At 67.8% G+C, this 22,015-nt stretch carries 21 protein-coding genes and 1 riboswitch; of the genes, 11 read left to right on the plus strand and 10 right to left on the minus strand.

Translation table 11 applies throughout. The features are described from left to right. Positions 1-36: 36 nt before the first annotated feature. Positions 37-262, plus strand: a riboswitch (cobalamin riboswitch). Between the two features lie 70 nt (positions 263-332). Together ACRSCF_RS14905 and ACRSCF_RS14910 are read left to right on the plus strand one after the other, a co-directional pair. After that, a complete protein-coding gene (locus ACRSCF_RS14905) occupies positions 333-2,246 on the plus strand; it encodes a TonB-dependent receptor domain-containing protein (RefSeq protein WP_034367574.1) in 1,914 nt (637 codons plus the stop codon). 5 nt (positions 2,247-2,251) lie between these two features. Next, a complete protein-coding gene (locus tag ACRSCF_RS14910) occupies positions 2,252-3,202 on the plus strand; it encodes an ABC transporter substrate-binding protein (protein ID WP_034367560.1) in 951 nt (316 codons plus the stop codon). Positions 3,203-3,242: 40 nt separating this feature from the next. Here ACRSCF_RS14910 and ACRSCF_RS14915 read toward each other — a convergent pair whose 3' ends face one another. Further along, entirely contained in the window at positions 3,243-3,563 is a 321-nt protein-coding gene (locus ACRSCF_RS14915; RefSeq protein WP_012205554.1) for a heavy metal-binding domain-containing protein, read from the minus strand. A gap of 155 nt (positions 3,564-3,718) precedes the next feature. Continuing rightward, the gene (locus ACRSCF_RS14920) at positions 3,719-4,123 is read right to left on the minus strand and encodes a hypothetical protein (protein ID WP_432676049.1); all 405 of its coding nucleotides are present in this window, start codon (positions 4,121-4,123) and stop codon (positions 3,719-3,721) included. Positions 4,124-4,335: 212 nt separating this feature from the next. On the opposite strand from ACRSCF_RS14920, the gene ACRSCF_RS14925 reads away from it, so the two are divergent. Next, the gene (locus ACRSCF_RS14925) at positions 4,336-4,599 is read left to right on the plus strand and encodes a hypothetical protein (RefSeq protein ID WP_034367556.1); all 264 of its coding nucleotides are present in this window, start codon (positions 4,336-4,338) and stop codon (positions 4,597-4,599) included. A gap of 253 nt (positions 4,600-4,852) precedes the next feature. Further along, on the plus strand, positions 4,853-5,194 hold the full coding sequence (locus ACRSCF_RS14930; protein WP_016446025.1) for an H-NS family nucleoid-associated regulatory protein: 342 nt from the start codon (positions 4,853-4,855) through the stop codon (positions 5,192-5,194). 211 nt (positions 5,195-5,405) lie between these two features. Here the strand turns inward: ACRSCF_RS14930 and ACRSCF_RS14935 are convergent, their stop codons facing one another. The 4 genes from ACRSCF_RS14935 to ACRSCF_RS14950 form a co-directional block, all read right to left on the minus strand. Beyond that, on the minus strand, positions 5,406-5,774 hold the full coding sequence (locus ACRSCF_RS14935) for an antibiotic biosynthesis monooxygenase family protein (RefSeq protein WP_012205544.1): 369 nt from the start codon (positions 5,772-5,774) through the stop codon (positions 5,406-5,408). Positions 5,775-5,868: 94 nt separating this feature from the next. After that, on the minus strand, positions 5,869-6,573 hold the full coding sequence (locus ACRSCF_RS14940) for a glutamine amidotransferase (RefSeq protein WP_034367554.1): 705 nt from the start codon (positions 6,571-6,573) through the stop codon (positions 5,869-5,871). Positions 6,574-6,624: 51 nt separating this feature from the next. Next, complete coding sequence (locus tag ACRSCF_RS14945; RefSeq protein ID WP_034367551.1) at positions 6,625-7,704, minus strand: 2Fe-2S iron-sulfur cluster-binding protein; 1,080 nt, start codon at positions 7,702-7,704, stop codon at positions 6,625-6,627. Next, positions 7,701-8,663, minus strand: a complete 963-nt coding sequence (locus ACRSCF_RS14950) for an AurF N-oxygenase family protein (RefSeq protein ID WP_012205541.1) — start codon at positions 8,661-8,663, stop codon at positions 7,701-7,703. The genes ACRSCF_RS14945 and ACRSCF_RS14950 overlap by 4 nt, the downstream gene beginning before the upstream one ends. A gap of 495 nt (positions 8,664-9,158) precedes the next feature. Between ACRSCF_RS14950 and ACRSCF_RS14955 the strand changes: the two genes are divergently transcribed. Then, positions 9,159-10,439, plus strand: a complete 1,281-nt coding sequence (locus ACRSCF_RS14955) for a serine hydroxymethyltransferase (protein ID WP_174538920.1) — start codon at positions 9,159-9,161, stop codon at positions 10,437-10,439. A 30-nt stretch (positions 10,440-10,469) separates the two neighbouring features. Here ACRSCF_RS14955 and ACRSCF_RS14960 read toward each other — a convergent pair whose 3' ends face one another. Continuing rightward, entirely contained in the window at positions 10,470-12,002 is a 1,533-nt protein-coding gene (locus ACRSCF_RS14960; protein WP_244451661.1) for a PLP-dependent aminotransferase family protein, read from the minus strand. A gap of 191 nt (positions 12,003-12,193) precedes the next feature. On the opposite strand from ACRSCF_RS14960, the gene ACRSCF_RS14965 reads away from it, so the two are divergent. The 4 genes from ACRSCF_RS14965 to glyA are packed head-to-tail and all read left to right on the plus strand — an operon-like array spanning position 12,194 to position 16,923. After that, positions 12,194-13,450 (plus strand): benzoate/H(+) symporter BenE family transporter, encoded by a 1,257-nt coding sequence (locus tag ACRSCF_RS14965; RefSeq protein WP_034367542.1) that lies wholly within the window; start codon positions 12,194-12,196, stop codon positions 13,448-13,450. A gap of 4 nt (positions 13,451-13,454) precedes the next feature. Beyond that, positions 13,455-14,306 carry a YggS family pyridoxal phosphate-dependent enzyme gene (locus ACRSCF_RS14970; protein ID WP_074922174.1) on the plus strand — a complete coding sequence of 284 codons (852 nt, stop codon included), beginning with the start codon at positions 13,455-13,457 and terminating at the stop codon, positions 14,304-14,306. A 57-nt stretch (positions 14,307-14,363) separates the two neighbouring features. Next, positions 14,364-15,602 (plus strand): aspartate aminotransferase family protein, encoded by a 1,239-nt coding sequence (locus ACRSCF_RS14975; RefSeq protein ID WP_244451662.1) that lies wholly within the window; start codon positions 14,364-14,366, stop codon positions 15,600-15,602. A 46-nt stretch (positions 15,603-15,648) separates the two neighbouring features. After that, positions 15,649-16,923, plus strand: coding sequence for a serine hydroxymethyltransferase (gene glyA / locus ACRSCF_RS14980; RefSeq protein ID WP_034367537.1), 1,275 nt, complete (start codon positions 15,649-15,651; stop codon positions 16,921-16,923). 21 nt (positions 16,924-16,944) lie between these two features. Here glyA and ACRSCF_RS14985 read toward each other — a convergent pair whose 3' ends face one another. From ACRSCF_RS14985 to ACRSCF_RS14995, 3 genes are all read right to left on the minus strand, one after another. Beyond that, complete coding sequence (locus ACRSCF_RS14985; RefSeq protein WP_244451663.1) at positions 16,945-17,991, minus strand: patatin-like phospholipase family protein; 1,047 nt, start codon at positions 17,989-17,991, stop codon at positions 16,945-16,947. A gap of 76 nt (positions 17,992-18,067) precedes the next feature. Continuing rightward, positions 18,068-18,970 (minus strand): LysR family transcriptional regulator, encoded by a 903-nt coding sequence (locus ACRSCF_RS14990; protein WP_016446014.1) that lies wholly within the window; start codon positions 18,968-18,970, stop codon positions 18,068-18,070. 14 nt (positions 18,971-18,984) lie between these two features. Next, on the minus strand, positions 18,985-19,521 hold the full coding sequence (locus ACRSCF_RS14995) for a MarR family winged helix-turn-helix transcriptional regulator (protein ID WP_034367535.1): 537 nt from the start codon (positions 19,519-19,521) through the stop codon (positions 18,985-18,987). Positions 19,522-19,725: 204 nt separating this feature from the next. Between ACRSCF_RS14995 and ACRSCF_RS15000 the strand changes: the two genes are divergently transcribed. Next, positions 19,726-20,934: a 3-hydroxybenzoate 6-monooxygenase gene (locus tag ACRSCF_RS15000; protein ID WP_034367533.1), complete on the plus strand. Its 1,209-nt coding sequence runs from the start codon at positions 19,726-19,728 to the stop codon at positions 20,932-20,934. Between the two features lie 16 nt (positions 20,935-20,950). Then, the gene (locus ACRSCF_RS15005; RefSeq protein WP_244451664.1) at positions 20,951-21,988 is read left to right on the plus strand and encodes a cupin domain-containing protein; all 1,038 of its coding nucleotides are present in this window, start codon (positions 20,951-20,953) and stop codon (positions 21,986-21,988) included. Positions 21,989-22,015 lie beyond the last annotated feature (27 nt).

A 22,015-nucleotide genomic window follows, 5' to 3' on the forward strand; every position in this document is an offset into this window, starting at 1 on the left:
TCAAGCAAGCTTTACATCGGCACTGAACGCCCCGCCGTACAATCGCCGCCGTTGGTGCCAGCAGCCCCAGGGGCTGCGGTTAAACGGGAAACATGGGGCGGCCAGATAAAGCCGCCCGCATGTACTGCCCCCGCAACAGTGAGTGAAACGCCGCGTGCATGGCACCGGCCCCCGCCAAACCCGTGCCACTGGGCGTACAGCCCGGGAAGGCCTTGGCGAGTGCGTCACCAGTCTGGATACCGGCCAACAGGCGGCCGGCCGCGCATGCAGCGCAGCCGGTCTTTGTGGTTTCCGTGCCGGCGGGGTCGCTGGCGCGCAACTGGCTCGCATCCATGCACACCCTCGCCCTCGCGCGCGCCCCTGGCGCCGCTCTTCGCTCGCCCTCGGCGTTCCCCGTACTGCGCACGTTGTCTGCCCTGGCTGCGGCCTCACTGCTGGCCTGCCAGGCCCAAGCACAGGTACAACAGGCACAACAGGCGCAGCGCGCACAGGCCTCCCAGCTCGATACCGTGGTCGTCACCGCCTCGCGCAGCGAGCAGTCCCTGCGCACCGTCACGGCCGACATGACCGTGATCGACGCCGAGACCATTGCCCGCAGCGGCGCCACGGGCGTGGCCGACCTGCTGGTGCAGGTGCCGGGCGTGCAGATCAACCGCAACGGCGGGCCGGGCCAGGTCACTTCGGTCTACCTGCGTGGCACCAGCAACCAGCACACTGCCGTATTCATCGACGGCGTGCGCTACAGCTCGCAGGAGCTGCAGGGCGGCGCGGTCTGGTCCACCCTGCCGCTGGCGCAGATCGAGCGCATCGAAGTGCTGCGCGGCCCGGCCGCCGCCATCTATGGCTCAGACGCCATGGGCGGCGTGATCCAGATCTTCACCAAGCGGGCGGACGGCCAGACCCGCGCCTATGCCGAGGCCGGCATAGGCAACCAGGGCACCAGCAAGCTGGCCACAGGATTCCAGGGCGGTGCCAACGGCTTCACCTACGGGCTGAACCTGGCGGACGAGCGCAGCGACGGCTTTGACGTCTACCCCGGCAACACCTTCTCGCCCAACCCGGACAAGGATGGCTACAGCAACACCTCGCTGGGCCTGAACGCGGGCTACAAAACGGGCATCCACCAGATCGATGCCAGCCTGCTGCACAGCCGCCTGCGCACGCACTACGACCAGAGCCCGCCGCCTTTCGACGACTACGACGTGGTCAAGAACACCACCGGCAGCCTGCGCTGGCAGGCCGGCTGGAACGCCATGTACAAGAGCGTGGTCCAGATCTCCCATACCGACAGCCAAAGCGACCGCCACACCCAGTCGCCCGAAAGCGCCAAGGGCCGCTCCACCAACTACCTGCTGCAGAACCTGTTCACGCTGGGCCAGCACCGTTTCAACATCGACCTGGAGCGCCGCGAGGACAAGCTGGACACCCAATACGCCTGGACGCAGAACACCGACAGCCGGCGCGTGCAGAACTCCCTGTCGGCCGGCTGGCGCCTGACCGAGGGCCGCCACCAGTTCGACGCCAACCTGCGCCACGACCAGGTGCGCGACCAGCAGAACAAGACCACGGGCGGCCTGGGCTACGGCCTGCAGATCGACGAGCGCTGGCGCTGGGTGGCATCGGCCGGCACGGCCTTCAGAACGCCCACGCTGTACGAACGCTTCACGGGCCAGGCGGCGGCCGACCTCAAGCCCGAAAGCAGCACCAACGTGGAAACGGGCCTGCACTATGCGGCCGGTGCCAACCGCCTCTCGGCCGTGGTCTACCGCAACAAGTTCAAGAACCTCATCACCTACGACTGGAACAGCGCCGTTCCCTGCAACTGCTACCGCAACTGGCAAAGCGTGGAGACCACCGGCCTGACGCTGGCGGGCAGCACGCGCCTGGGCAGCGCCAATCTGGGCGCCTCGCTGGACTTCATGAACCCCGAGAACCTGGAGACCGGCAAGCTGCTGCCCTACCGCTCCAAGCGCATGCTCAAGCTCAACGCCGACACCCAGGCTGCCGGCTGGACGCTGGGCGGCGAAGCGCAGCTGTACAGCGGCCGCTATGCCGACGAGGCCAACACCTTCAAGCTGGGCGGATACGGCGTGGTCAACCTCTACGCCCAGCGCCAGCTGACCAGGCAATGGACGCTGCTGGCCCGTGTCAACAACATCGCCGACCGCGACTACGCCCCCACGCGCGGCTATGCGAACGCAGGCCGTACTGTGTTCGTCAGCGTGCGCTGGACTCCCCTGCCCTGACCGCCATGCACCTGCTTGTGCGCCTGCTTTCGCGCCTGCCCCGCATCCTGCTGCTGACCGCCGTCCTGGCCTGCGCGGGCGGCACGGGCAACGCCTTTGCGCAAAAGGCGGCGGATGCGGGAACGGGCGGGGCAACCACCGCCTACGCCGTCACAGACATGCGCGGGCGGCAGGTGCGCCTGGAGCGGGTGCCGCAGCGCATCGTCTCGCTACTGCCCTCGCTGACCGAATCGCTGTGCGCGCTGGACGCCTGCGAGCGCATCGTGGGCGTGGACGAGTTCTCCAACCACCCGGCGCGCGTGGCCGCCCTGCCCAAGCTGGGCCACACTTTTGCCCCGCTCGTCGAGGCCACCGTGCGGCTCAGGCCCGACGTGGTGCTGATGGCGTATTCCGCACCCGTCATCGCGCAGCTGGAGCGCTTCGGCATTCCGGTGCTGGCGCTGGACGCCAACGACATGGCGCAGCTGGAGCAGGTACTGCACAAGCTCGACCAGCTGCTGCAGGTGCAGCGCGCCAACGCCCTGCTGGCGCGCATGCAGGCCCAGGTGGACCAGCAGGCCAAGGCGCTGGCTGCGCACGCGCCCGCCGGGCAGAAGGTGTATTTCGAGGTGGACGCCACGCCTTATGCGGCGGGGCCGGACTCCTTCATAGGCCAGCTGCTGCAGCGCCTGGGCGCGCGCAATGTGCTGCCGCCCAACCTGGGGCCCTTCCCCCGCATCACGCCCGAATACGTGCTGCGCCAGCAGCCCGAACTCATCATCCACACGCCGCAGACGCCATCGGCCAGCTTTTCCACCCGCCCCGGCTGGAGCCGCATGCCCGCCGTGCGCTCGGGCCGCATCTGCGCATTGGACCTGGTCGAGACGGACGTGGTCTCCCGCCCCGGCCCGCGCCTGGGCGAGGCGGCGCGGGCGCTGGCCCGCTGCCTGGAGATGCGGGGCACGGCGCCGCGTTGACTTCGCTGGCCTGCTTGGCCCGCTTGGCCGATGGCCCTGCCTACTCCAGCACCACGGCCGTGCCGCTGGCAGACACCATCAACATGCCGTTGCCCTGGCCCAGCACTTCGTAATCCAGGTCCACCCCCACCACGGCATTCGCGCCCAGTTCCTGGGCGCGTTCCTCCAGCTCCTTGAGCGCAATCTCGCGCGCCCGCTGCAACTCGCGCTCATACGTAGCCGAGCGCCCGCCCACGATGTCGCGCAGCCCGGCAAACAAGTCCTTGAACACATTGGCGCCCAAAATCGCCTCGCCCGCAACCACGCCGCAGTAGCGGGTGATGCGGCGGCCTTCGATCTGGGGGGTGGTGGTGATGATCATTGAAGCTCCTGGGTGTTGGTGATGGGAGTGCCGAGCTTTCGCCACTCGGCCGGACTAGCTGTGAACCGTCAAGCGATTGTTTGGAGATTTGATCCTAGACACGGAGCGACTTGGCCGCTGCTGCGGTGCAGTCTGTGCCAGTTGTAATGATGCTGTCAGCTCGCCAGGGCATTGGTCCGCTCAGCCGAGTTCTGGCACGTCCATCCATCGGACTTGCCTACTATCGCTGCCCGCGTCTGTTCAAGCCCCATCACCACCCGCCCTCTTGCCTTTCCGGATTTGATCGCCACCGGCAGCCGGCTCAACCAATGCCCGTTTGGCCCCAGCGACGTGACGCGCAGGTTGGACAACTGGCGCGATGTGGGCAAGGGTTTCATGGAAAGTACACGAATGCACTCATCGAGCTGAGCCGCAGAGGAAAAACGCAGTACATGCGTCCCGAACTCCACACAGAGAACGGCAAAGCCCTTGTGGGGAATGTGAGGAGGTGCCGAGGGCAGGTAACGGCTGGCGCGGCACCAGAGCCCAACATCTTGCTCGACATGCACCCAGTAGGCCATGGGTTCGGCACGCCAGTCCTCAACGAATTCGATCCAATGGCGGGGCGCTGGCACAGGCCGTCTCCTTCAGAGGTATTCAAGAGGCGGATTGTGTCGCAAAGTACGGCGCGATTTGCCTTGGTGCCCGCCATCACGCAGGGCCGTAGATGGCCCAAGTACGTACATTCATGGTTCCGGCACACAGTCGCCAGTATTCATGGCAGGACCATCCCATGCGCACCAATGAGTCAAAAATCCTGGCGAAAGCCATATACGAGATCCGTCTTCTCCTGAGCGGATATCTGGGAAGCAACGTGGATGCGGATCCGAGCGTACGGATCGCAGCGCACCTGGCCTATGCCCTGCACAACGATGCATTGGCCGTGCTGGAGGGAAATGGCTTCAGCGCCGACGAAGCGCTGAAGCGGGTGGCGGCCGTGGACTCGCTTCTAGGAGTCGAAGCGGGGAGTGAATTCGTCCGCAGCTTGGAAGCTTAGGGCTGCCTTGCCAGGCCGGTACAACGCGGGATATTCCATCTGGCGTGATCGCTGCGGCCGTGCCGTGCCGGGTGGTGCGGGCGCGAGCCACCGAGGATAGGGCCGTCCTTTTCATGCCTGGCGCAGCTTCCACATGACGGCAGCAGTGCCCCATGCCTTCCTCGCCTGCCTTTTGTCGCCCGGCATGACCCTGAAGACAGGCATGTCTCGCCCGAACAGCCCCATAATCTGGCTTCAAAAATTTCGCACCCCTATGACACAGTCCCTCAAAGAACTCCTTGCGGCCAAGGCCGCGCTGGACATGGAAATTGCCAAGGCCCGCACCTCGGCGGCCGACGCAGCCCTGTCCAAGGTCCAGAAGCTGGTGACCGATTTCGGGTTCACCCAGCAGCAAGTGTTCCCCTACATCCCAGCAAAAACCAGCGCGCCGGCGAAGTATCGCGATCCGTCTACAGGAGCAACGTGGACAGGTCGCGGCAAGCCTCCGAACTGGATCAAGGACCAGGATCGCGACGACTTCCTCATCGAACGCAAACCCGAGGCGGCCCAAGGCCCGTTCCTCGCCGAAATGGCGGCGGCGGCAGCGCGCAACTGAAAGCGCTGCACACGGCGGCACGCAGGATGCCGTGCGGTGCGGTGGAGTTCCGATGCGAAGGATCTGTGCCTTCCGAAAAAAGCCCTCTGAGCATTCAGCGGGCTTTTTTTCCGGCCTGGCGCCGGCAGCGTAGTCACTGCCGGCATCTTTCGATGGCGTGCATCGCGCTCCGGCAGGGGGACCAGCCGGGCCTTTGCGGCACCGCCAGCGCTCAGGCGTGGCTGACGGGGCAGCTGCCTGCCTTGCCCATGATGCTGTCCGCAGGCGCCTGCGCGCGGTCGTTCAGGCCATAGTCGCGCAGTACCTGGGTGACGCGCACGCGGTAGTCCTTGAAGATCTTGTCGCGGCCGGCGCGCTGGGCGCTGAGGTGGGCTTCCACGTTGCGCCACTGGACCACGGCTTCCTCATCGCGCCAGGTGGTGACGGACATGACTTTCTCGGGGTTGAGCGTGCTCTGGAAGCATTCCACGGAGATGAACCCCTCCATGGGCTTGAGCATGGGGGTGAGCTTGTTGACCAGGTCCACATAGGTCTGGTTCTGGCCGGGCAAGGCCTGCAGTTCGAACAGTACGACAACCATCTTCAACTCTCCTTTTTTCGGGAACAGAGATTCCGGTGCCGCGCAGCGGCGGCTCCGGCGTGGGGGAAATGGGTGAATGGGCGGCGCCGCAGGTTCAGCGGCTGCGCTCCAGGTGGGTCAGCCAGGCGGCCAGCACATCGCGCGCGGCCAGGGCCAGCAGGCCGCCGTATTTCTGGGCATCGGCACGCAGCGTGCGCGGGTCCACCTTGGCCATGCCGAGCTCACAGGCATGGCCGACCAGCCAGCGCTCCAGCCGGGCCGCGTCGGCCTCCAGATGGAATTGCAGGCCCAGCACCTGCGAGCCGACTGCGAAGGCCTGGTTGGCGCCGATGGCGGTGCCGGCCAGGTGCACGGCGCCTTCGGGAATGTCGAACTGGTCGCCATGCCAATGGAGCACGGGCACGCCGTCCAGTTTGGCGAGGGGCGAGGCAAGGCCGGCGTCGGTAAGCGTGAGCGGCGAAAAGCCGATTTCCTTGACGCCCAGCGGATAGACCCTGGCGCCCAGCGCGCGCGCAATGAGCTGGGCGCCCAGACAGATGCCCAGCAGCGGCTTGCCGCTGTCCAGCCAGCGGCGCACGGCCGCCAGCTCCTGGGCGACGAAGGGATAAAGCGCCTCGTCATAGGCACCTATGGGGCCGCCCAGCACGACCAGCAGGTCGGCACGGCCCAGGTCCAGGGTGTCAAGCTCGCCGATGCTGGGATCGACGTACTGCACTTCGTAGCCGCGGCTGGCGAACTCGGCATGCAGGGTGCCCAGGTCTTCGAAGTGGATGTGGCGCAGCGCGATGGCTTTTTTCATGGGAGGAACTCAGGTGGATACAGGAGGGTGGCTTGGAACGTGCGGAGCCCGTCAGGCGCCGGGCTTGAGATCGACGTGGATATGGCCTGCCGAGGGGAAGGTGCAGCAGGCCAAGGCATAGCCGGCTTCCTTTTCCCTATCGCTGAGGCAAAAGTCCGCCTCCAGCCGTGAACTGCCTCCCGTGATGCGGATGCGGCAGCTGCCGCAGATGCCGGCCCGGCACTGGCTGCGGATGGCAATGCCCACGCCTTCCAGGATCTCCAGCAGGCTTTTGCCGGACGCGGCTTCGACAACCTGCCCGCTGTGCGCGATCTGCAGCTGGCATGCCTGCGCGGTCTCGCCTGGCTGGGCGGTGGATGCGGCAGGCGGCGTGAAGGCCTCGATGTGCTGTATGGCACCGGGAAAGCAGGCCCGCGCATGTTCGCGAAAGGTCTGCGCAAAGGCATGTCCACCACAGATGACCACCGCCTGGGGCTGGCCCAGCGCCAGCAGGGACTGCTGCGAGGGGCGGCCCGGCACGAAGGGGCCGTGGGCGGCAATGTCTTCGCGCGTGATGTGGATACGCAGGTCGAACCAGGGGGCCGTTTCGCACAGCTGCTGCAGCTCCTGCAGGAACGGAATGTCGGCCATGCGCGCAAAGCACAGCAGCAGCGTGGTGCGAGGCACGCGCTGGCCCTGCTGTTGCAGCCGGTCCAGTTCGCGCAGCAGCGCCAGCGGCAAGGTCAGGCCGATGCCGCCGGCCAGCATGACCAGGGAGTCCAGGCCCAGCACCAGGTCGGCCGTGATGTCGCCGGCCACGCCGCCCAGCGGCAGCGTGGAGCCTACGCGCAGCACCGCATGCATGTGGTCGGAGACGCTGCCCCGGCCCGAGCTTTTGACGGCAATGTCGAACTGGCCGGCACCGTCGTGCTCGCTGCAGGGCTCGTAGCGGGTGATGGAGTACAGCCGCTGCTGCATGGTGCCACTGGCGTCTGCATGCTCGATGGCCACATGCCGGCCGGGCCGCAGGCCGCCGAGGAATTGCGCCGAGGCGCCCTGCACGCGCAGGGTGTAGACCATGACGCCGCCCGCCTCTGCCCGTGCAGCGGCGCAGCGCGCGAGCATGCTGCCTGCCTGGAGGGCGGCGCTCATGCCTGCATCTCCTCAAGGACCGAGGACACCAGCGCCACGCTGCCGCCCAGGTTGCGGCCCGCCAGGCCGATGCGGTCGATCAGGCTTTGCACCGAGTCGGTGTAGACGCCGATCTCGTTGCTGTCGCCCACGTCGTGCAGGATGTCGCGCGCATGCGGCATGCCGACCATGGTGAAGACGGTGGACCAGGCGCCCAGTTCGTTGTTGGCGAACATCTGCACGGTCTTGAGGATGATGGAGCGCAGGTAGCTGCGCTCGCGGTTGCTCAGGCCCTGGACGATGTCGGTGGCCACCGAGCTGAAGACGCTGGAGTGGCTCCATTCGTCCACGGCGTGGGTGCGCGTGACCTCGTGGCAGATGGGCTGGATGGAGCGGTCCTCGGCCATGGTCTTGAGGTAGTCGGTGATCAGGGTCTCGCTGGCGCAGGCAATGGCGAAGCGGGCCAGGCGGCGCTCCCATTCCGCGCCGCACTGCGCCAGCACGCCGTTGCGCCAGCCGACGAGGTTGAAGTCCGCGTAGTCCAGCGGCGCCAGGCCGCGCATCTCGTAGATGTAGTTGCAGGCCATGATGGACATGCGGGTGTGCAGGGCCTCGTCCAGCAGGGCCTGGGACATGACGTCCTGCAGCAGCGCACGGTTGGCGCTGGGCGGCGGGGTCTTGATGATGTCCTCGCAGGCCGGCGTGACCACGTTGCACTCGATGTAGATGGTCTTGAGGTTGTAGATGCCCCAGGCGTAGGACAGGCATTGGTCGCGCAGGTGCTGTGGTGCCTCCACCCATGCCTGGTGATCGCGAAACGGCAGCAGCGAGGCGGTGAAGTCCTGCCGGGCGGGGTCGAACGCCAAGCCGCAGTAATCAGGCAGGTCCTGATTCACGGCCGCTCTTGACTTCCAGAGCAGGGACAGCTTTTTGAGCGCATCGCGCACGGCGTCATCTGTCCGAGAGATATCGAGATTCATTTTTCAACTCCGTGTGATTGAACTTGATTGATCTGAGTCAAATCGCCTATTCCCTCCCCCCGCTTTCTCCATCTGCCGCAATCACCAATGGCGCCGCAAATGGCACTGCAATTGACGCTGCAGATGGCAGATACGTTGTCATGGATTTCTTCACTCTGTCATATTCCACCTTGAATCAATCTCCCCGACTGCAGATTGCGGATGATTCCTGGCGGTATTGGATCTCATGACTTTCAACGTCTGGCGGCGAATTCTATGGAGAGAGCGTGGATTCAAACAGACCTATTTTCGCCAATGAACCAGACCGCTTTTTTCAACGGCTTACATTGGCATGCCACCTTAATTGGTCTGCTCACCCGCTGAAACATGGTCGGAATCAAGGCCGCTGCACTTTGTAGACTGCCCATTACCGATGCGCCCTGGTTTCCAAATCCTTCCATAATCCGGGCGCTGCCGATTCCCGTGCTTCAGCGCCTCCAAGACAGCCAATGCGACATGGACGATTTATCGCTCCCCAGAATCAATTCCCTGGAACTCCAACACGCGGACAGCGAGGCCTGGGACGCCATAGCGGCCGAGCGGACACGGCAGGCGCGTTCGATTGAATTGATTGCCTCTGAAAACTTCGTGAGCCGCGCGGTGATGGAGGCGCAGGGCTCGGTGCTGACCAACAAATACGCCGAGGGCTATCCCGGCGTGCGCTACTACGGCGGCTGCGCCAATGCCGATGCCGTGGAGAACCTGGCCATTGCGCGTGCCAAGGCGCTGTTCGGCTGCGCGCACGCCAACGTGCAGCCGCACTCGGGCAGCCAGGCCAACCAGGGCGTGTACCTGGCGTTCCTGGAGCCCGGCGACAAGATCATGGGGCTGGACCTGCGCTCGGGCGGGCACCTGACGCATGGCTCCAGCGTGAGCGTGTCGGGCAAGTGGTTCCAGTCCATCAGCTACGAGGTGGACGCCCGCTCCCAACTCATCGACATGGACCAGGTGCGGCGCATTGCGCTGAAGGAGCGGCCCAGGCTCATCATTGCCGGAGGCTCGGCCTATTCACGGCAGATGGACTGGGCCGAGTTCCGGCGCATTGCCGACCGGGTGGGCGCCATCTTCATGGCCGACATCGCGCACGTGGCGGGGCTGGTGGCCGCGGGCGTGTTCCCCTCGCCCGTGGAGCACGCCCATGTGACCACGACCACCACGCACAAGACGCTGCGCGGGCCGCGCGGCGGCATGATCCTCTCGGCCGACGCCGAGATCGCCAGGCGCATAGACGCCGCCGTGTTTCCGGGCCTGCAGTCCGGGCCGCTGATGCATGTGGTGGCGGCCAAGGCGGTGGCGCTGGGCGAGGCGCTCAAGCCCGCCTTCCGTACCTATGCGCGGGCCGTGGTGGACAACGCCCGCGTGCTGTGCGACCGGCTGTCGCAGGGCGGGCTGTCCGTGGTGTCCGCAGGCACGGACTGCCATCTGGGCGTGATCGACCTGCGCCCCTGGGAGCTGACGGGCAAGGCCGCCGAAACGGCGCTGGAGCAGATCGGCATCACGGTCAACAAGAACGCCGTGCCCGGCGATGGCGCGCGGCCGCTGGTGACCTCGGGCATCCGCGTGGGCAGCGCGGCCTGCACCACGCGCGGCATGGGCGCCGACGAGTTCCGCGAGATCGGCGACATGATTCTTGCCACGCTGGGCGGCATACGCAGCGGCACCATGAACGCGCGCACGCTCAAGTCCATCCACGAAGGCGTGTCCGACCTGACCGGGCGCTTTCCCCTGCCCTACTGAGGCATGCAGCGTCCGGCGTCTCCCAACCTGTCAGGGTTTTCGCAGCGCGTTGGCCAGGCGCAGCACGGCGGCCTCGATCTCGTAGGCCGTGAGCGAGGCATAGCCCAGCAGCCAGCCCGGCTGCCGCTGCTCGCCCGCGTACAGACGGCTGAGCCCCTGCAGCAGCACGCCGGCCGCGGCGGCGCGGCGGATGGTGTCTTCCTCGGACCAGCCGGGCTCCAGCAGGCAGGGCACCTGCATGCCGCCCTGGGGCCTTGGCGCGGTGACGATGCCGGCCAGGTGCCTGCCTATGGATTCGAGGATGACCTCGCGCCGCCCCGCATACAGCTTGCGCATGGCCCGCACGTGGGAGTTGTAGTGGCCGTCTTCCATGAAGCGCGCCAGCGTCAGCTGCTGGATCTGGGGCGTGTGCCCGTCCATGATGCTGCGCGCCTGGACAAAGGCGCGCACGAGCTCCTGCGGCAAGGCCATGTAGCCCATGCGCAGGCCCGGGTACAGGGTCTTGCCGAAGGTGCCGATGTAGATGGTGCGCGCGTGCTTGTCCAGGCCTTGCACGCAGGCGGTGGGCATGCCGTCGTAGTGGAATTCGCTGTCGTAGTCGTCCTCGATGATCCAGCGCCCGCGCTCGAATGCCCAGCGGATCAGGTCCAGCCGCCGCTCCAGCTGCATGGTGACGCCCGTGGGGTACTGGTGCGATGGCGTGACATACACGCAGGTGGCGCCGCTGCGGTCGGCGTGCAGCAGGTCGGTGCGAATGCCTTGCGCGTCCACGTCGATGGGCAGGACCTTGGCCTCGGCCGACTCGAAGGCCTTGCGGGCGCCGAAGTAGCCCGGATTCTCCAGCAGGATGGGCCGGCCCGCATCCACCAGCAGCTGCGCGCACAGGAACAGCGCCTGCCGCGTGCTGCTGAGCACCACGATCTGCCCGGCGTCCACCTTGGCGCCGCGCTCCAGGTTGAGGTAGGTGGCAATGGCCTTGCGCAGCGGCTCGGCGCCCTGCGGGTCGCCGTGCAGCAGGACGCTGGCCCGGTAGTCCTTGAGCGCCTGCCGCTGCAGCCGCTCCCAGACATCGGTGGGAAAAGTGCGCGTCTCGGGCAGGCCGGTGGCAAAGGCCCGAATGGTCTGCTGGTCGGCGATGCCGCCGCCGTCAACAATGGCCTGGCCGCGCCGGCTCAGGCCGGCACCGGCCCTTATGGCACCGGCAGCACCGGCAGCACCGGCCGCATGGGCGCTGCGCTCGTGCTCGGGCAAGCGGCCGCGCCGCGCCGCCCGGCCCCGCAGCTCGGTGCCGATGGTCTCGGAGACATAGCTGCCCGATCCCTGGCGCCGCACGATGAAGCCGTCTCGGTGCAGCTGGGTGTAGGCGTTCTCCACCGTGTCGCGGGCAATGCCCAGAGAGTCGGCCAGCGAGCGCGTGGCCGGCAGTTTCAGGCCCGGCAGCAGCGCCCCATCCAGGATCAGCGCACGCATGGCGCGCTGCACCCGCTGGTGCAGGTCCAGCTGGCGCAGGTCGGCATCTCCCATGCGGATCTTCAGGGTCTCAAGCTCGAAGGTCTTGCTCATGCGGTCTGCCGCCTTTCATCTCATTGCACCTCTTTGGCAGGCCATTGTACTGACGCAAATGCTGCGCACCCATTGCAAAGTGGTCTGCAACAAGAGAGCGAAGTGTATGGATCATTCAGTCCACTTCAGCGCTCAAATACCCCTTTCACCAGACAGCCAGGAATCCAACCCCCAAGGAAAACGAGAAGACCATGCCTTCATCAGACACACACTCACCCCTTCGCTTCAGCGACCTCATCCACCCCGTGGTGGCCGGGCTGATCTCGGTCATCGTCAACTACGGCGGCACCTTCATCCTGGTGTTCCAGGCCGCCAAGGTGGCCGGCCTGAACCCGGAACTCACGGCTTCGTGGGTGTGGTCTATTTCGATTGGCGTGGGCGTCACCGGGCTGGTGCTCAGCTGGCTCTCGCGCGAGCCCATCATCACGGCCTGGTCCACGCCGGCCGCCGCCTTCCTGGTGACGGCCCTGGCCACCACGCCGTATGCCGAGGCCGTGGGCGCCTATGTGGTGTCGGCCGCGGCCTTCGTGGTGCTGGGACTGTCGGGCTGGTTCGAGCGCGTGATCCGGCTGATTCCGCCCGGCGTGGCCTCGGGCCTGCTGGCGGGCATCCTGCTGCAGTTCGGCATCAAGGCCTTTGGCGGCATGAGCGTGGACCCGGTGCTGGCCGGCCTGCTGATCGTGGCCTACGTTCTGCTCAAGCGGCTCACGGCACGCTATGCGGTGGTCGGCATCCTGGCGCTGGGCCTGGCGTTCCTGCTGGCGCAGGACCGTGTGGACCTGTCCGGGCTGCAGCTGCAATTCGCGGCGCCCGTGTTCACGCGGCCCGAGTTCACGCTCAACGCCCTGCTCAGCGTGGCCCTGCCGCTGTTCCTGATCACGCTGACCGGCCAGTACATGCCCGGCATGCTGGTGCTGCGCAACGACGGCTTCAGGACCAGCGCCAACCCCATCGTCACGCTGACGGGCCTGGGCTCGCTGCTGATGGCGCCGTTCGGCTCGCACGCCTTCAACATCGCCGCCATCACGGCCGCCATCTGCACGGGCAAGGAGGCGCATGAAGAGCCGTCCAGGCGCTGGATCGCAGGCATCGCTGCGGGCGTGTTCTACATCCTGGTGGGTGTGTTCGGCGTCACGCTGGCGGCCGTGTTCATGGCGTTCCCGGCCACCTTCATCACCACGCTGGCGGGCCTGGCGCTGCTGGGCACCATCGGCGGCAGCCTGGCCAATGCGCTGGCCGATGCCAAAACCCGCGAGGCCTCGCTGATCACCTTCCTGGCCGCCGCCGCCAACATTTCCATGCTGGGCATAGGCGGCGCCTTCTGGGGCCTGGTCATCGGCCTGGTGGCCCATGCCGTGCTCAACGGCCAGTGGCCGCGCCGGACCGCCCGCAGCGAGGCGGGCACCGGCAACGTGCCCGCCGCCGATGCCGCCATCAAAAGGAGCTGAAACCATGCTTGCGACACAAGACACCACCGGCGGCACCGCCCAAGCCGCCGACACCCTGACGCGCCACGACCAGCACGGCCGCTACCCCCAGGCCGAGACGGTGGACGATTTCCGGCACAACCTGGCCACCGTGCAGGCGCGCATGGCCGCTGCCTGCCGCCGCGCAGGGCGCGACCCGGCCAGCGTGCGCCTGCTGCCCGTGAGCAAGACCAAGCCCGAATCCAGCCTGCGCCTGGCCCACGCGGCGGGCTGCCGCATGCTGGGCGAGAACAAGGTGCAGGAAGCCTTCGGCAAATGGGAGGCCATGCAGGACCTGGCCGATCTGCAGTGGTCCGTCATCGGCCACCTGCAGACCAACAAGGCAAAGCTCGTGGCACGCTTTGCCAGCGAGTTCCAGGCGCTGGACAACCTGCGCGTGGCCGAGGCGCTGGACCGCCGCCTGCAGGCCGAAGGCCGAGCGCTGGACGTGTTCGTGCAGGTCAACACCTCGGGCGAGGCCAGCAAATACGGCCTGCCGCCCGACGAGGTGCAGGGATTCCTCCAGGCCCTGCCCGCCTTCAGTGCGCTGCGCGTGCGCGGCCTGATGACGCTGGCCCTGTTCTCCAGCGAGGCCGAGCGCGTGCGCCAGTGCTTCGTGCTGCTGCGCAGCCTGCGCGACCAGCTGCGCCAGGGCGCGCCGGCGGGCATCTCGCTGGATGAGCTGTCCATGGGCATGTCCGGCGACTTCGAGATCGCCATCGAGGAAGGCGCCACCGTGGTGCGCGTGGGCCAGGCCATCTTCGGCGCCCGCGCCCAGCCGGACAGCTTCTACTGGCCCGCCGGCGGCCCTGATCCCACCGCCCTGGCGCTGCCCTGAACGCGCCCCCTCGCCACCCTTTTCGATTCAACCCTGACCCCGCTTGAGGACCTTGACATGCAAAAAGCCATGCAACCCCTTGATTCCCGCCTGATGAAGGCCTATGCCCGCCAGCCCGTGTCCTTCGTCCGTGGCCGTGGGGCCCAGCTCTGGGACGAGCACGGCACCGAATACCTGGATGCCATTGCCGGTGTGGCAGTGACCGCCCTGGGCCACGCGCACCCGGAGATCGCCGCCGTGATCGCCGAGCAGGCCGGCCTGCTGCTGCACACCTCCAACGTGTTCCGCATCGACTGGCAGGAACGCCTGGGCCAGCGCCTGTGCGCCCTGGCCGACATGGAGACGGCCTTCTTCTGCAACTCCGGCGCCGAGGCCAACGAGGCCGCGCTCAAGCTGGCGCGCCTGCACGGCCACCGCAGGCAGGTGGCGCGGCCGCAGATCCTGGTGATGGACAACGGCTTTCACGGCCGCACGCTGGCCACGCTGTCGGCCACGGGCAACCCGGCCAAGCAGCGCGGCTTCGAGCCGCTGATGCCGGGCTTCGTGCGCGTGCCCTATGACGACATCGCGGCCGTGCACCACGCCGCCGCCCAGCATGGCGACATCGTGGCCGTGCTGATCGAGCCCGTGCAGGGCGAAGGCGGCATCCGCCTGGCCAGCCCCGACTACCTGCGCCAGCTGCGCAGCCTGTGCGACCGGCACGGCTGGCTGCTGATGCTCGACGAGATCCAGACCGGCCTGGGACGCACCGGCGCCTGGTTCGGCCACCAGCACGCGGGCATCGCCCCCGATGTGATGACCCTGGCCAAGGCCCTGGGCAACGGCATTCCGATCGGCGCCTGCCTGGCGCGCGGGCCTGCGGCCGACCTGATCTCGCCCGGCCAGCATGGCTCCACCTTCGGCGGCAACCCGCTGGCCTGCCGCGTGGGCTGCACGGTGCTGGACATCATGGAGACCGAGGACATCCCCGGCCGCGCCAGGCAACTGGGCCGGCGCCTGCTCAACGGCCTGCAGCAGGCGCTGCACGGCCACCCCGACGTGCTGGCCGTGCGCGGCCAGGGCCTGATGGTGGGCATCGAGCTGAACCGCAACTGCCAGGACCTGGTGGGCCGCGCGCTGGCCCAGCAGCGCCTGCTGATCACAGTGACGCGCGAATCCACCATCCGCCTGCTGCCGCCGCTGATATGCGACGAGCGCCAGATCGACGACATCGTCGCCCGCCTGGCCTGCCTGCTGGAGCCGGCCAGCGCCGCGCAGGCAGGCGCCCCCGCCGCAGGCCAGCTGGCAGCTGCATGACCATCGACTCCCCCAGCCCTTGCCCCGACACAGGAACCACTCACCCATGTACGACGCATCCCTGACCCTGGCCGACTTCGACCTGCAGCTGGCCAAGGCCATCCAGAACGAGAAACGCCGCCAGGAAGACCATGTGGAACTCATCGCCTCCGAAAACTACGCCAGCCCGCTGGTGATGGCGGTGCAGAACTCGGTCTTCACCAACAAGTACGCCGAGGGCTACCCCGGCAAGCGCTACTACAGCGGCTGCGAGAACGTGGACGTGGCCGAGCGCCTGGCCGTGGAACGCGCCATGGCGCTGTTCGACTGCGACTACGCCAACGTGCAGCCCCATGCCGGCGCCCAGGCCAATGCCGCCGTGTTCCTGGCGCTGGCCCAGCCCGGCGACACCGTCATGGGCATGAACCTGGCCCAGGGCGGCCACCTGACGCATGGCAACCCGTCCAACTTCTCGGGCCGCCACTACCGCATCGTCCCCTACGGCCTGGACCCCGCCACGGGCCTGATCGACTACGACGAGATGGAGCGCATCGCCCTGGAGCACCGGCCCCGCATACTCATAGGCGGCTTCTCTGCCTACTCGCGCCACAAGGACTGGGCCCGCATGCGCGCCATTGCCGACAAGGTGGGCGCCGTGTTCTGGGTGGACATGGCCCATGTCGCAGGCCTGGTGGCTGCGGGCGAATACCCCAGCCCCCTGCCCCACGCGCATGTGGTCACCAGCACCACGCACAAGACGCTGCGCGGCCCGCGCGGCGGCCTGATCCTGTCCAAGGGACAGGACGAAACCTTCAACCGCCGCCTGAGCTCGGCCGTGTTCCCCGGCGTGCAGGGCGGGCCGCTGATGCATGTGATCGCCGCCAAGGCCGTCGCCTTCAAGGAGGCGCTGCAGCCCGGCTTCAAGGCCTACCAGCGCCAGGTGCTGGCCAACGCCCGCGCCATGGCCGCCGTGATCCAGCAGCGCGGCTACCGCATCGTCTCGGGCGGCACGGACAACCACCTGATGCTGATCGACCTGTCCGACCGCAGCTACACCGGCAAGGACGCCGACGCCGCGCTCAGCGAGGCGCACATCACCACCAACAAGAACACCGTGCCCAACGACCCGCGCTCGCCCTTCGTGACCTCGGGCCTGCGCATAGGCACGCCCGCCGTCACCACGCGCGGCTTCGGCGAGGCGCAGTGCAAGCAGTTGGCCGGCTGGCTGTGCGATGTACTCGATGCGCTGGATGCGCAGGAAGGCGCCCGCTTTGCCAAGGTGGCGGCGCAGGTCAGGGAGCAGGTGACGGGGCTTTGCGCCCGCTATCCGGTGTACGGATAGCCCGCGCGCAGCCGTGGTGGATCAGGGGTTGGGGTTGGCGCAGGCGCCGTCCATCCCCGCCATCTCCGCCAGCTTCTGCATGCGCGAGCGCTGGTCCAGGCAGGCCTGGTGCTGGGCTTCGGCCGCCTTTTGCTGGGCCAGCTTCGCGGCCTTGGCGCGCTCGGCCTGCAGCTGGGCGATGCGCTCGCGGATCTGGGGCATGGCGGCCACGGCGGCCTTTTCGCCTTCAAGAATGGCGCTGGCGCGCTGGGTGAAGTCGGCCGGGCCGATGTCCAGCACCTTGGGGCGGATGGTGATGTCGGCGCGGGCCAGCTCGGCCTGGCCCAGCTTCTGGCCCATGATGGCAATGGACTGGCCCAGGGCGCCCAGCATGTTCTCGGGCGCCTTGCCGCGGGCCTTGTTGGAGATGTCCACGGCGATCACCAGATCGGCGCCCAGCTGGCGCGCGGCGTCCACGGGCACGGGGCTGGTGATGCCGCCATCGACGAAGTGGAACTTGCCGATAGCCACGGGCTGGAACACACCCGGAATACTGCTGGAGGCACGCACCGCCTGCCCCGTATTGCCGCGCGCGAACACGGTGCGCTCGCCGTCTTCCAGCCGCGTGGACACGGCCACGAAGGGCTTGGCCAGTTGCTCCAACGGCTTGCGGCCCACCTGTTCGTTCACATAGTCTTCCAGCTTCTGCCCCACCAGCAGGCCGCCCGAGGACAGCTGCAGGTCGCGGATTTTGGTCTCATCCAGCGCCACGGCCTTTTCCTGCAGATCGAAGGCGTTCATGCCGCCCGCATACAGCGCCCCCACCACGCTGCCCGCGCTGGTGCCGGACACCACCGCGGGCGCAAGGCCATTGGCTTCCAGCATCTTGATGACGCCGATGTGGGCAAAGCCCTTCACGGCCCCGCCGCCCAGGGCCAGACCGATCCTGATGGGTGCCACGGGTGTGCCCGGCGCGATGGGCGTGGACTCGGGCGTGGCCGCCGAGGGGCTGGGCGGGTTGCTGCCGCAAGCGGCCAGCCCCGCCAGGCTCAGGTACACCAGTGGACGCAAAAGGGCTTGGAGGCGCATGCCGGAAGATCCTGCTGTCGGATGACGAGATTCGGGGCGGGCAGTATAGCGGCAGGGGCCTGACCGCCGCAGGCCCTCAGGCTCTGGGCTTCAGCAAGCCGCCCATGCCCTGCACAGCCTCCCTCAGAAACCCCCAGACCGCCTCGATGCGCTGAACCTGCCGGGCATCCGAGGGCATGCTCATCCAGAAGGTGCGGGTGAAGCAGGCCTCGGCGGGCAGCACGCGGCTGAGCACGGGGTCGCGGTCGGCAATGAAGGCGGGCAGCACGGCCAGGCCGGCGCCGGCGCGCACGGCCTCGTACTGGGCGGTGATGCTGGTGCTGCGAAAGGCAAATCGCTCGGGCTGGAACAGGGTGGACAGCAGCTGCAGCTCGCGCGTGAACAGCAGGTCGTCCACGTAGTGGATGAAGCTGTGGTGGCGCAGGTCCTCGGTGCGCGCCACCAGCGGACGGCGCGCAAGGTATTCGCGCTGGCCGTAGAGGAACAGCCGGTAGTCCGTGAGCTTGGTGACCACGGCCGAGCCGCGGGTGGGGCGCTCCAGCGAGATGACGATGTCCGCCTCGCGCCGCGACAGGTGCAGCAGGCGCGGCAGGGCCAGCAGATCGATGCTCAGCAGCGGATGGCGCTGCGTCAGCGCGGCCAACTGCGGGGCCAGCAGCTGGGTGCCGAAGCCCTCCGTGGCGCCTACGCGCACCAGGCCGGACGGGCCCTGGCTGGTGGATTCCGCCGCCAGCGGCATGCGCTCCAGCCCGGCAGCGGCGCGCTGCATGGCGTCTGCCACGCCCAGCAGCTGTCGGCCGGCCTCCGTGGGCCGCCATTGGCCCGCTTCGCGCTCGAAGAGCACGGCCCCCAGCTGCTTTTCCAGGGCCTGGATGCGGCGCGACACCGTGGTGTGCTCCACGCCCAGTTGCCGCGCGGCGGCGGCCATGCTGCCGCTGCGTGCCAGCTCGCCAAAGAATCTCAGATGGTCCCAGTCCATGGGTCGAGGTCGCCTCAGTCGGCAGCGGCGCGGCGCGCGGCCAGCGTGCTGGGCGCACGCGCCAGCTCGTCGTTTTGCCGCACCAGGACGGCCATCATTTCCATGAACAGGCCCCGCTGCTCCTGCGGCAGCGGCTCCAGCATGCGCTGCTGGGCCCGCAGCACCGAGGGCTCGGCAGCGGCCAGCAGCGCAGCGCCTTCCGCGGTGACCGACAGCAGGCGCACGCGCCGGTCGGCCGGGCTGGTGTTGCGCACCATGAGGCCGCGCGCCTCCAGCCGGTCGATGACGCTGCCAATGGTGGAGGTGTCGAAACCGATCATCCGCGCCAGCGTGCGCTGGTCCACGCCGGGCTGGCGCAGCACGGCAGACAGCGCCGCGTACTGCACGGGGGTCACGCCGAATTCCTGGGTCTCTTCCATGAAGACGGCTACCGCGATCTGCTGCAGGCGGCGGATGTGGTAGCCGGGGTAGTTTTCTAGTTCTGCGGGTTGGTAGTCCATGGCCATTGCGCTCTTTTCCGGGTCCCTGCGGGCAAGCGCAGATGTTCGCATGAACCGCGCCCTCCGTTGGCGTTGGCTGGCGGACAGGTGATTCACCCGGACATGCTGTCCACCACCGTTTGGCCTGCATCCAGGGAAACCCCAGGCTGGCCTGATGCAAATCAACACTACACTCATCGTCAGCATACTGTTTAATTAGTCGCGACGCATCTGACCCCCAGGCGAGCGACACGCACCACGAAGCACAGGACATCCATGAGCACCAGCATTTCTTCCCGGGCGCTGCCCGTTCTTGTGGCAGGCGGCGGCATTGGCGGCGTGGCGGCCGCGCTGGCCCTGGCACGCCAGGGATTCGCCGTCAAGGTGCTGGAGCAGGCGCCGCAGCTGGGCGAGATCGGCGCCGGCATACAACTGGGGCCCAACGCATTCGCGGCCTTCGACGCGCTGGGCATTGGCGAGCTGGCCCGTGGCCGCGCGGTCTATACCGACGAGATGGTGATGCACGACGCGCTCGATGAGCGGCTGGTCGGCCGCATTCCCACGGGCGAGGCGTTTCGTGCCCGCTTCGGCAACCCGTATGCGGTGATCCACCGCGCCGACATCCACACCTCGCTGCTCGAAGGTGCGCGCACCCACGGCCAAATCGAGACGCTGACGGGCACCCGCATCGAAGCCGTGCAGCAGGAGGGTGACACCGTCACCGTGCGCGACCAGCACGGCCAGGTCCATGTGGGCCAGGCCCTGATCGGCGCCGATGGCGTGAAGTCCGTGGTGCGCCAGCAGTACGTGGGCGATGCGGCGCGTGTCTCCGGCCACGTGGTGTACCGCGCCGTGGTGGAGAAGAACGACTTCCCCGAGGACCTGCGCTGGAACGCGGCCAGCATCTGGGTCGGCCCCAACTACCACCTGGTGCACTACCCGCTGCGCGGCGGCGAGCAGTACAACGTGGTCGTCACCTTCCACAGCCGCGAGCACGAGGAATGGGGCGTGCGCGAAGGCAGCCGCCAAGAGGTGCAAAGCTACTACAGCGACTGCTGCCCGCGCGCACGCCAGCTCATAGACCTGCCCAAAAGCTGGAAGCGCTGGGCCACGGCCGACCGCGAGCCCATTGGCCAGTGGAGCTTCGGCCGCGCCACGCTGCTGGGCGATGCGGCCCACCCTACCCTGCAGTACATCGCCCAGGGCGCCTGCATGGCGCTGGAAGACGCCGTGACGCTGGGCCAGGCGCTCAAGCGCTGCGGCAACGACTGGCCGGAGGCGCTGCGGCTGTACGAGCGCTCGCGCATCGCCCGCACGGCGCGCGTGGTGCTGTCCGCGCGCGAGATGGGCCGCATCTTCCACGCCAGCGGCGTGGAGCGCCTGGTGCGCAACGACCTCTGGAAGGGCCGCACGCCCCAGCGTTTCTACGACGCCATGGAATGGCTGTACGGCTGGAAGGCCGAAACCTGCCTCGCCGAAGACTGAACACAAGGAGACCGCCATGCAAGAACTTGGCCGCCTGGACGACCTGCCCCAGGACTACCGCGACGAACTCACGCGCAACAACCTGGTGCCGCTGTGGCCCAGCCTGCGCAACGTGATGCCGCCGCACACGCCGCGCCCGCGCACCCAGCCGATTGCCTGGCCGTACCAGTCCATCCGCCCGCTGCTCATGCAGGCGGGCGAGCTGACGCCCATCGAAAAGGCCGAGCGCCGCGTGCTGGTGCTGGCCAACCCCGGCCATGGGCTGGAGAAGATGCAGGCCAGCTCCTCCATCTACCTGGGCATGCAGCTGCTGCTGCCCGGCGAGTGGGCGCCCTCGCACCGCCACACGCCCAATGCCGTGCGCATGGTGGTGGAAGGCCAGGGCGCCTGGAGCCTGGTCGACGGCGAGAAATGCCCCATGGAGCGCGGCGACCTGATCCTCACGCCCACGGGCCTGTGGCACGAGCATGGCCATGACGGCGACGAGCCCGTGGTCTGGCTCGATGTGCTGGACCTGCCCCTGGCCTACTACCTGGAAGTCACCTACCACGTGGACGGCCCGCGCCAGCCCGCCCTGCCCGGCCGTGGCGACCGGGCGTATGCGCGCGGCGGCCTGGCACCCACGCAGGTGTTCGCCCGCAGCGCCAAGGCCTACCCCATGCTGCGCTACCCATGGAAGGATGCGCGTGCCGCCCTGCTGGAGCTGGCCGCCGACCGGCCGGACCTGGACTGCGTGCAGCTGGCCTACACCAACCCCGAGACCGGGGCCGACTGCGAAAACATCCTGGGCTTTTACGCGCTGATGCTGCGCCCGGGCCAGACGCTGCAGTTGCCCGCGCGCTCGCCGGCCTGCGTGTTCCATGTCATCGAGGGCGGCGCCAGCGTGGCCGCCGTGGACCGCCACTTCGACCTGGCCCCGGCCGACACCTGCTGCGTGCCCGGCTGGGCGCCCGCCACGCTGGCCAATGCCAGCGCCAGCGAGCCCGCCTTCCTCTTCCTGGCCGACGAGGCGCCTTTGCACCGAAAGCTGGGCCTCTACGAAGTCCGGCCTTGAATCCTCCGATGTCTCTTTACTCCCCCA

The organism is Delftia sp. 11MD (assembly GCF_050907895.1).
GTDB classification, from domain to species: Bacteria; Pseudomonadota; Gammaproteobacteria; order Burkholderiales; family Burkholderiaceae_C; genus Comamonas; species Comamonas tsuruhatensis.

Bases quoted from the DNA above. Each gene is read 5' to 3' on its own strand.
- ACRSCF_RS14915 (WP_012205554.1), bottom strand. From the start codon at position 3,563: ATGATCATCACCACCACCCCCCAGATCGAAGGCCGCCGCATCACCCGC.
- ACRSCF_RS14990 (WP_016446014.1), bottom strand. From the start codon at position 18,970: ATGGACTGGGACCATCTGAGATTCTTTGGCGAGCTGGCACGCAGCGGC.
- ACRSCF_RS14950 (WP_012205541.1), bottom strand. From the start codon at position 8,663: ATGAATCTCGATATCTCTCGGACAGATGACGCCGTGCGCGATGCGCTC.
- ACRSCF_RS14920 (WP_432676049.1), bottom strand. From the start codon at position 4,123: ATGGCCTACTGGGTGCATGTCGAGCAAGATGTTGGGCTCTGGTGCCGC.
- ACRSCF_RS14910 (WP_034367560.1), top strand. From the start codon at position 2,252: ATGCACCTGCTTGTGCGCCTGCTTTCGCGCCTGCCCCGCATCCTGCTG.
- ACRSCF_RS14905 (WP_034367574.1), top strand. From the start codon at position 333: ATGCACACCCTCGCCCTCGCGCGCGCCCCTGGCGCCGCTCTTCGCTCG.
- ACRSCF_RS14985 (WP_244451663.1), bottom strand. From the start codon at position 17,991: ATGCGCCTCCAAGCCCTTTTGCGTCCACTGGTGTACCTGAGCCTGGCG.
- ACRSCF_RS14960 (WP_244451661.1), bottom strand. From the start codon at position 12,002: ATGAGCAAGACCTTCGAGCTTGAGACCCTGAAGATCCGCATGGGAGAT.
- ACRSCF_RS15005 (WP_244451664.1), top strand. From the start codon at position 20,951: ATGCAAGAACTTGGCCGCCTGGACGACCTGCCCCAGGACTACCGCGAC.
- ACRSCF_RS15000 (WP_034367533.1), top strand. From the start codon at position 19,726: ATGAGCACCAGCATTTCTTCCCGGGCGCTGCCCGTTCTTGTGGCAGGC.
- ACRSCF_RS14925 (WP_034367556.1), top strand. From the start codon at position 4,336: ATGCGCACCAATGAGTCAAAAATCCTGGCGAAAGCCATATACGAGATC.
- ACRSCF_RS14935 (WP_012205544.1), bottom strand. From the start codon at position 5,774: ATGGTTGTCGTACTGTTCGAACTGCAGGCCTTGCCCGGCCAGAACCAG.
- ACRSCF_RS14970 (WP_074922174.1), top strand. From the start codon at position 13,455: ATGCTTGCGACACAAGACACCACCGGCGGCACCGCCCAAGCCGCCGAC.
- glyA (WP_034367537.1), top strand. From the start codon at position 15,649: ATGTACGACGCATCCCTGACCCTGGCCGACTTCGACCTGCAGCTGGCC.
- ACRSCF_RS14995 (WP_034367535.1), bottom strand. From the start codon at position 19,521: ATGCGAACATCTGCGCTTGCCCGCAGGGACCCGGAAAAGAGCGCAATG.
- ACRSCF_RS14930 (WP_016446025.1), top strand. From the start codon at position 4,853: ATGACACAGTCCCTCAAAGAACTCCTTGCGGCCAAGGCCGCGCTGGAC.
- ACRSCF_RS14945 (WP_034367551.1), bottom strand. From the start codon at position 7,704: ATGAGCGCCGCCCTCCAGGCAGGCAGCATGCTCGCGCGCTGCGCCGCT.
- ACRSCF_RS14965 (WP_034367542.1), top strand. From the start codon at position 12,194: ATGCCTTCATCAGACACACACTCACCCCTTCGCTTCAGCGACCTCATC.
- ACRSCF_RS14955 (WP_174538920.1), top strand. From the start codon at position 9,159: ATGGACGATTTATCGCTCCCCAGAATCAATTCCCTGGAACTCCAACAC.
- ACRSCF_RS14940 (WP_034367554.1), bottom strand. From the start codon at position 6,573: ATGAAAAAAGCCATCGCGCTGCGCCACATCCACTTCGAAGACCTGGGC.
- ACRSCF_RS14975 (WP_244451662.1), top strand. From the start codon at position 14,364: ATGCAAAAAGCCATGCAACCCCTTGATTCCCGCCTGATGAAGGCCTAT.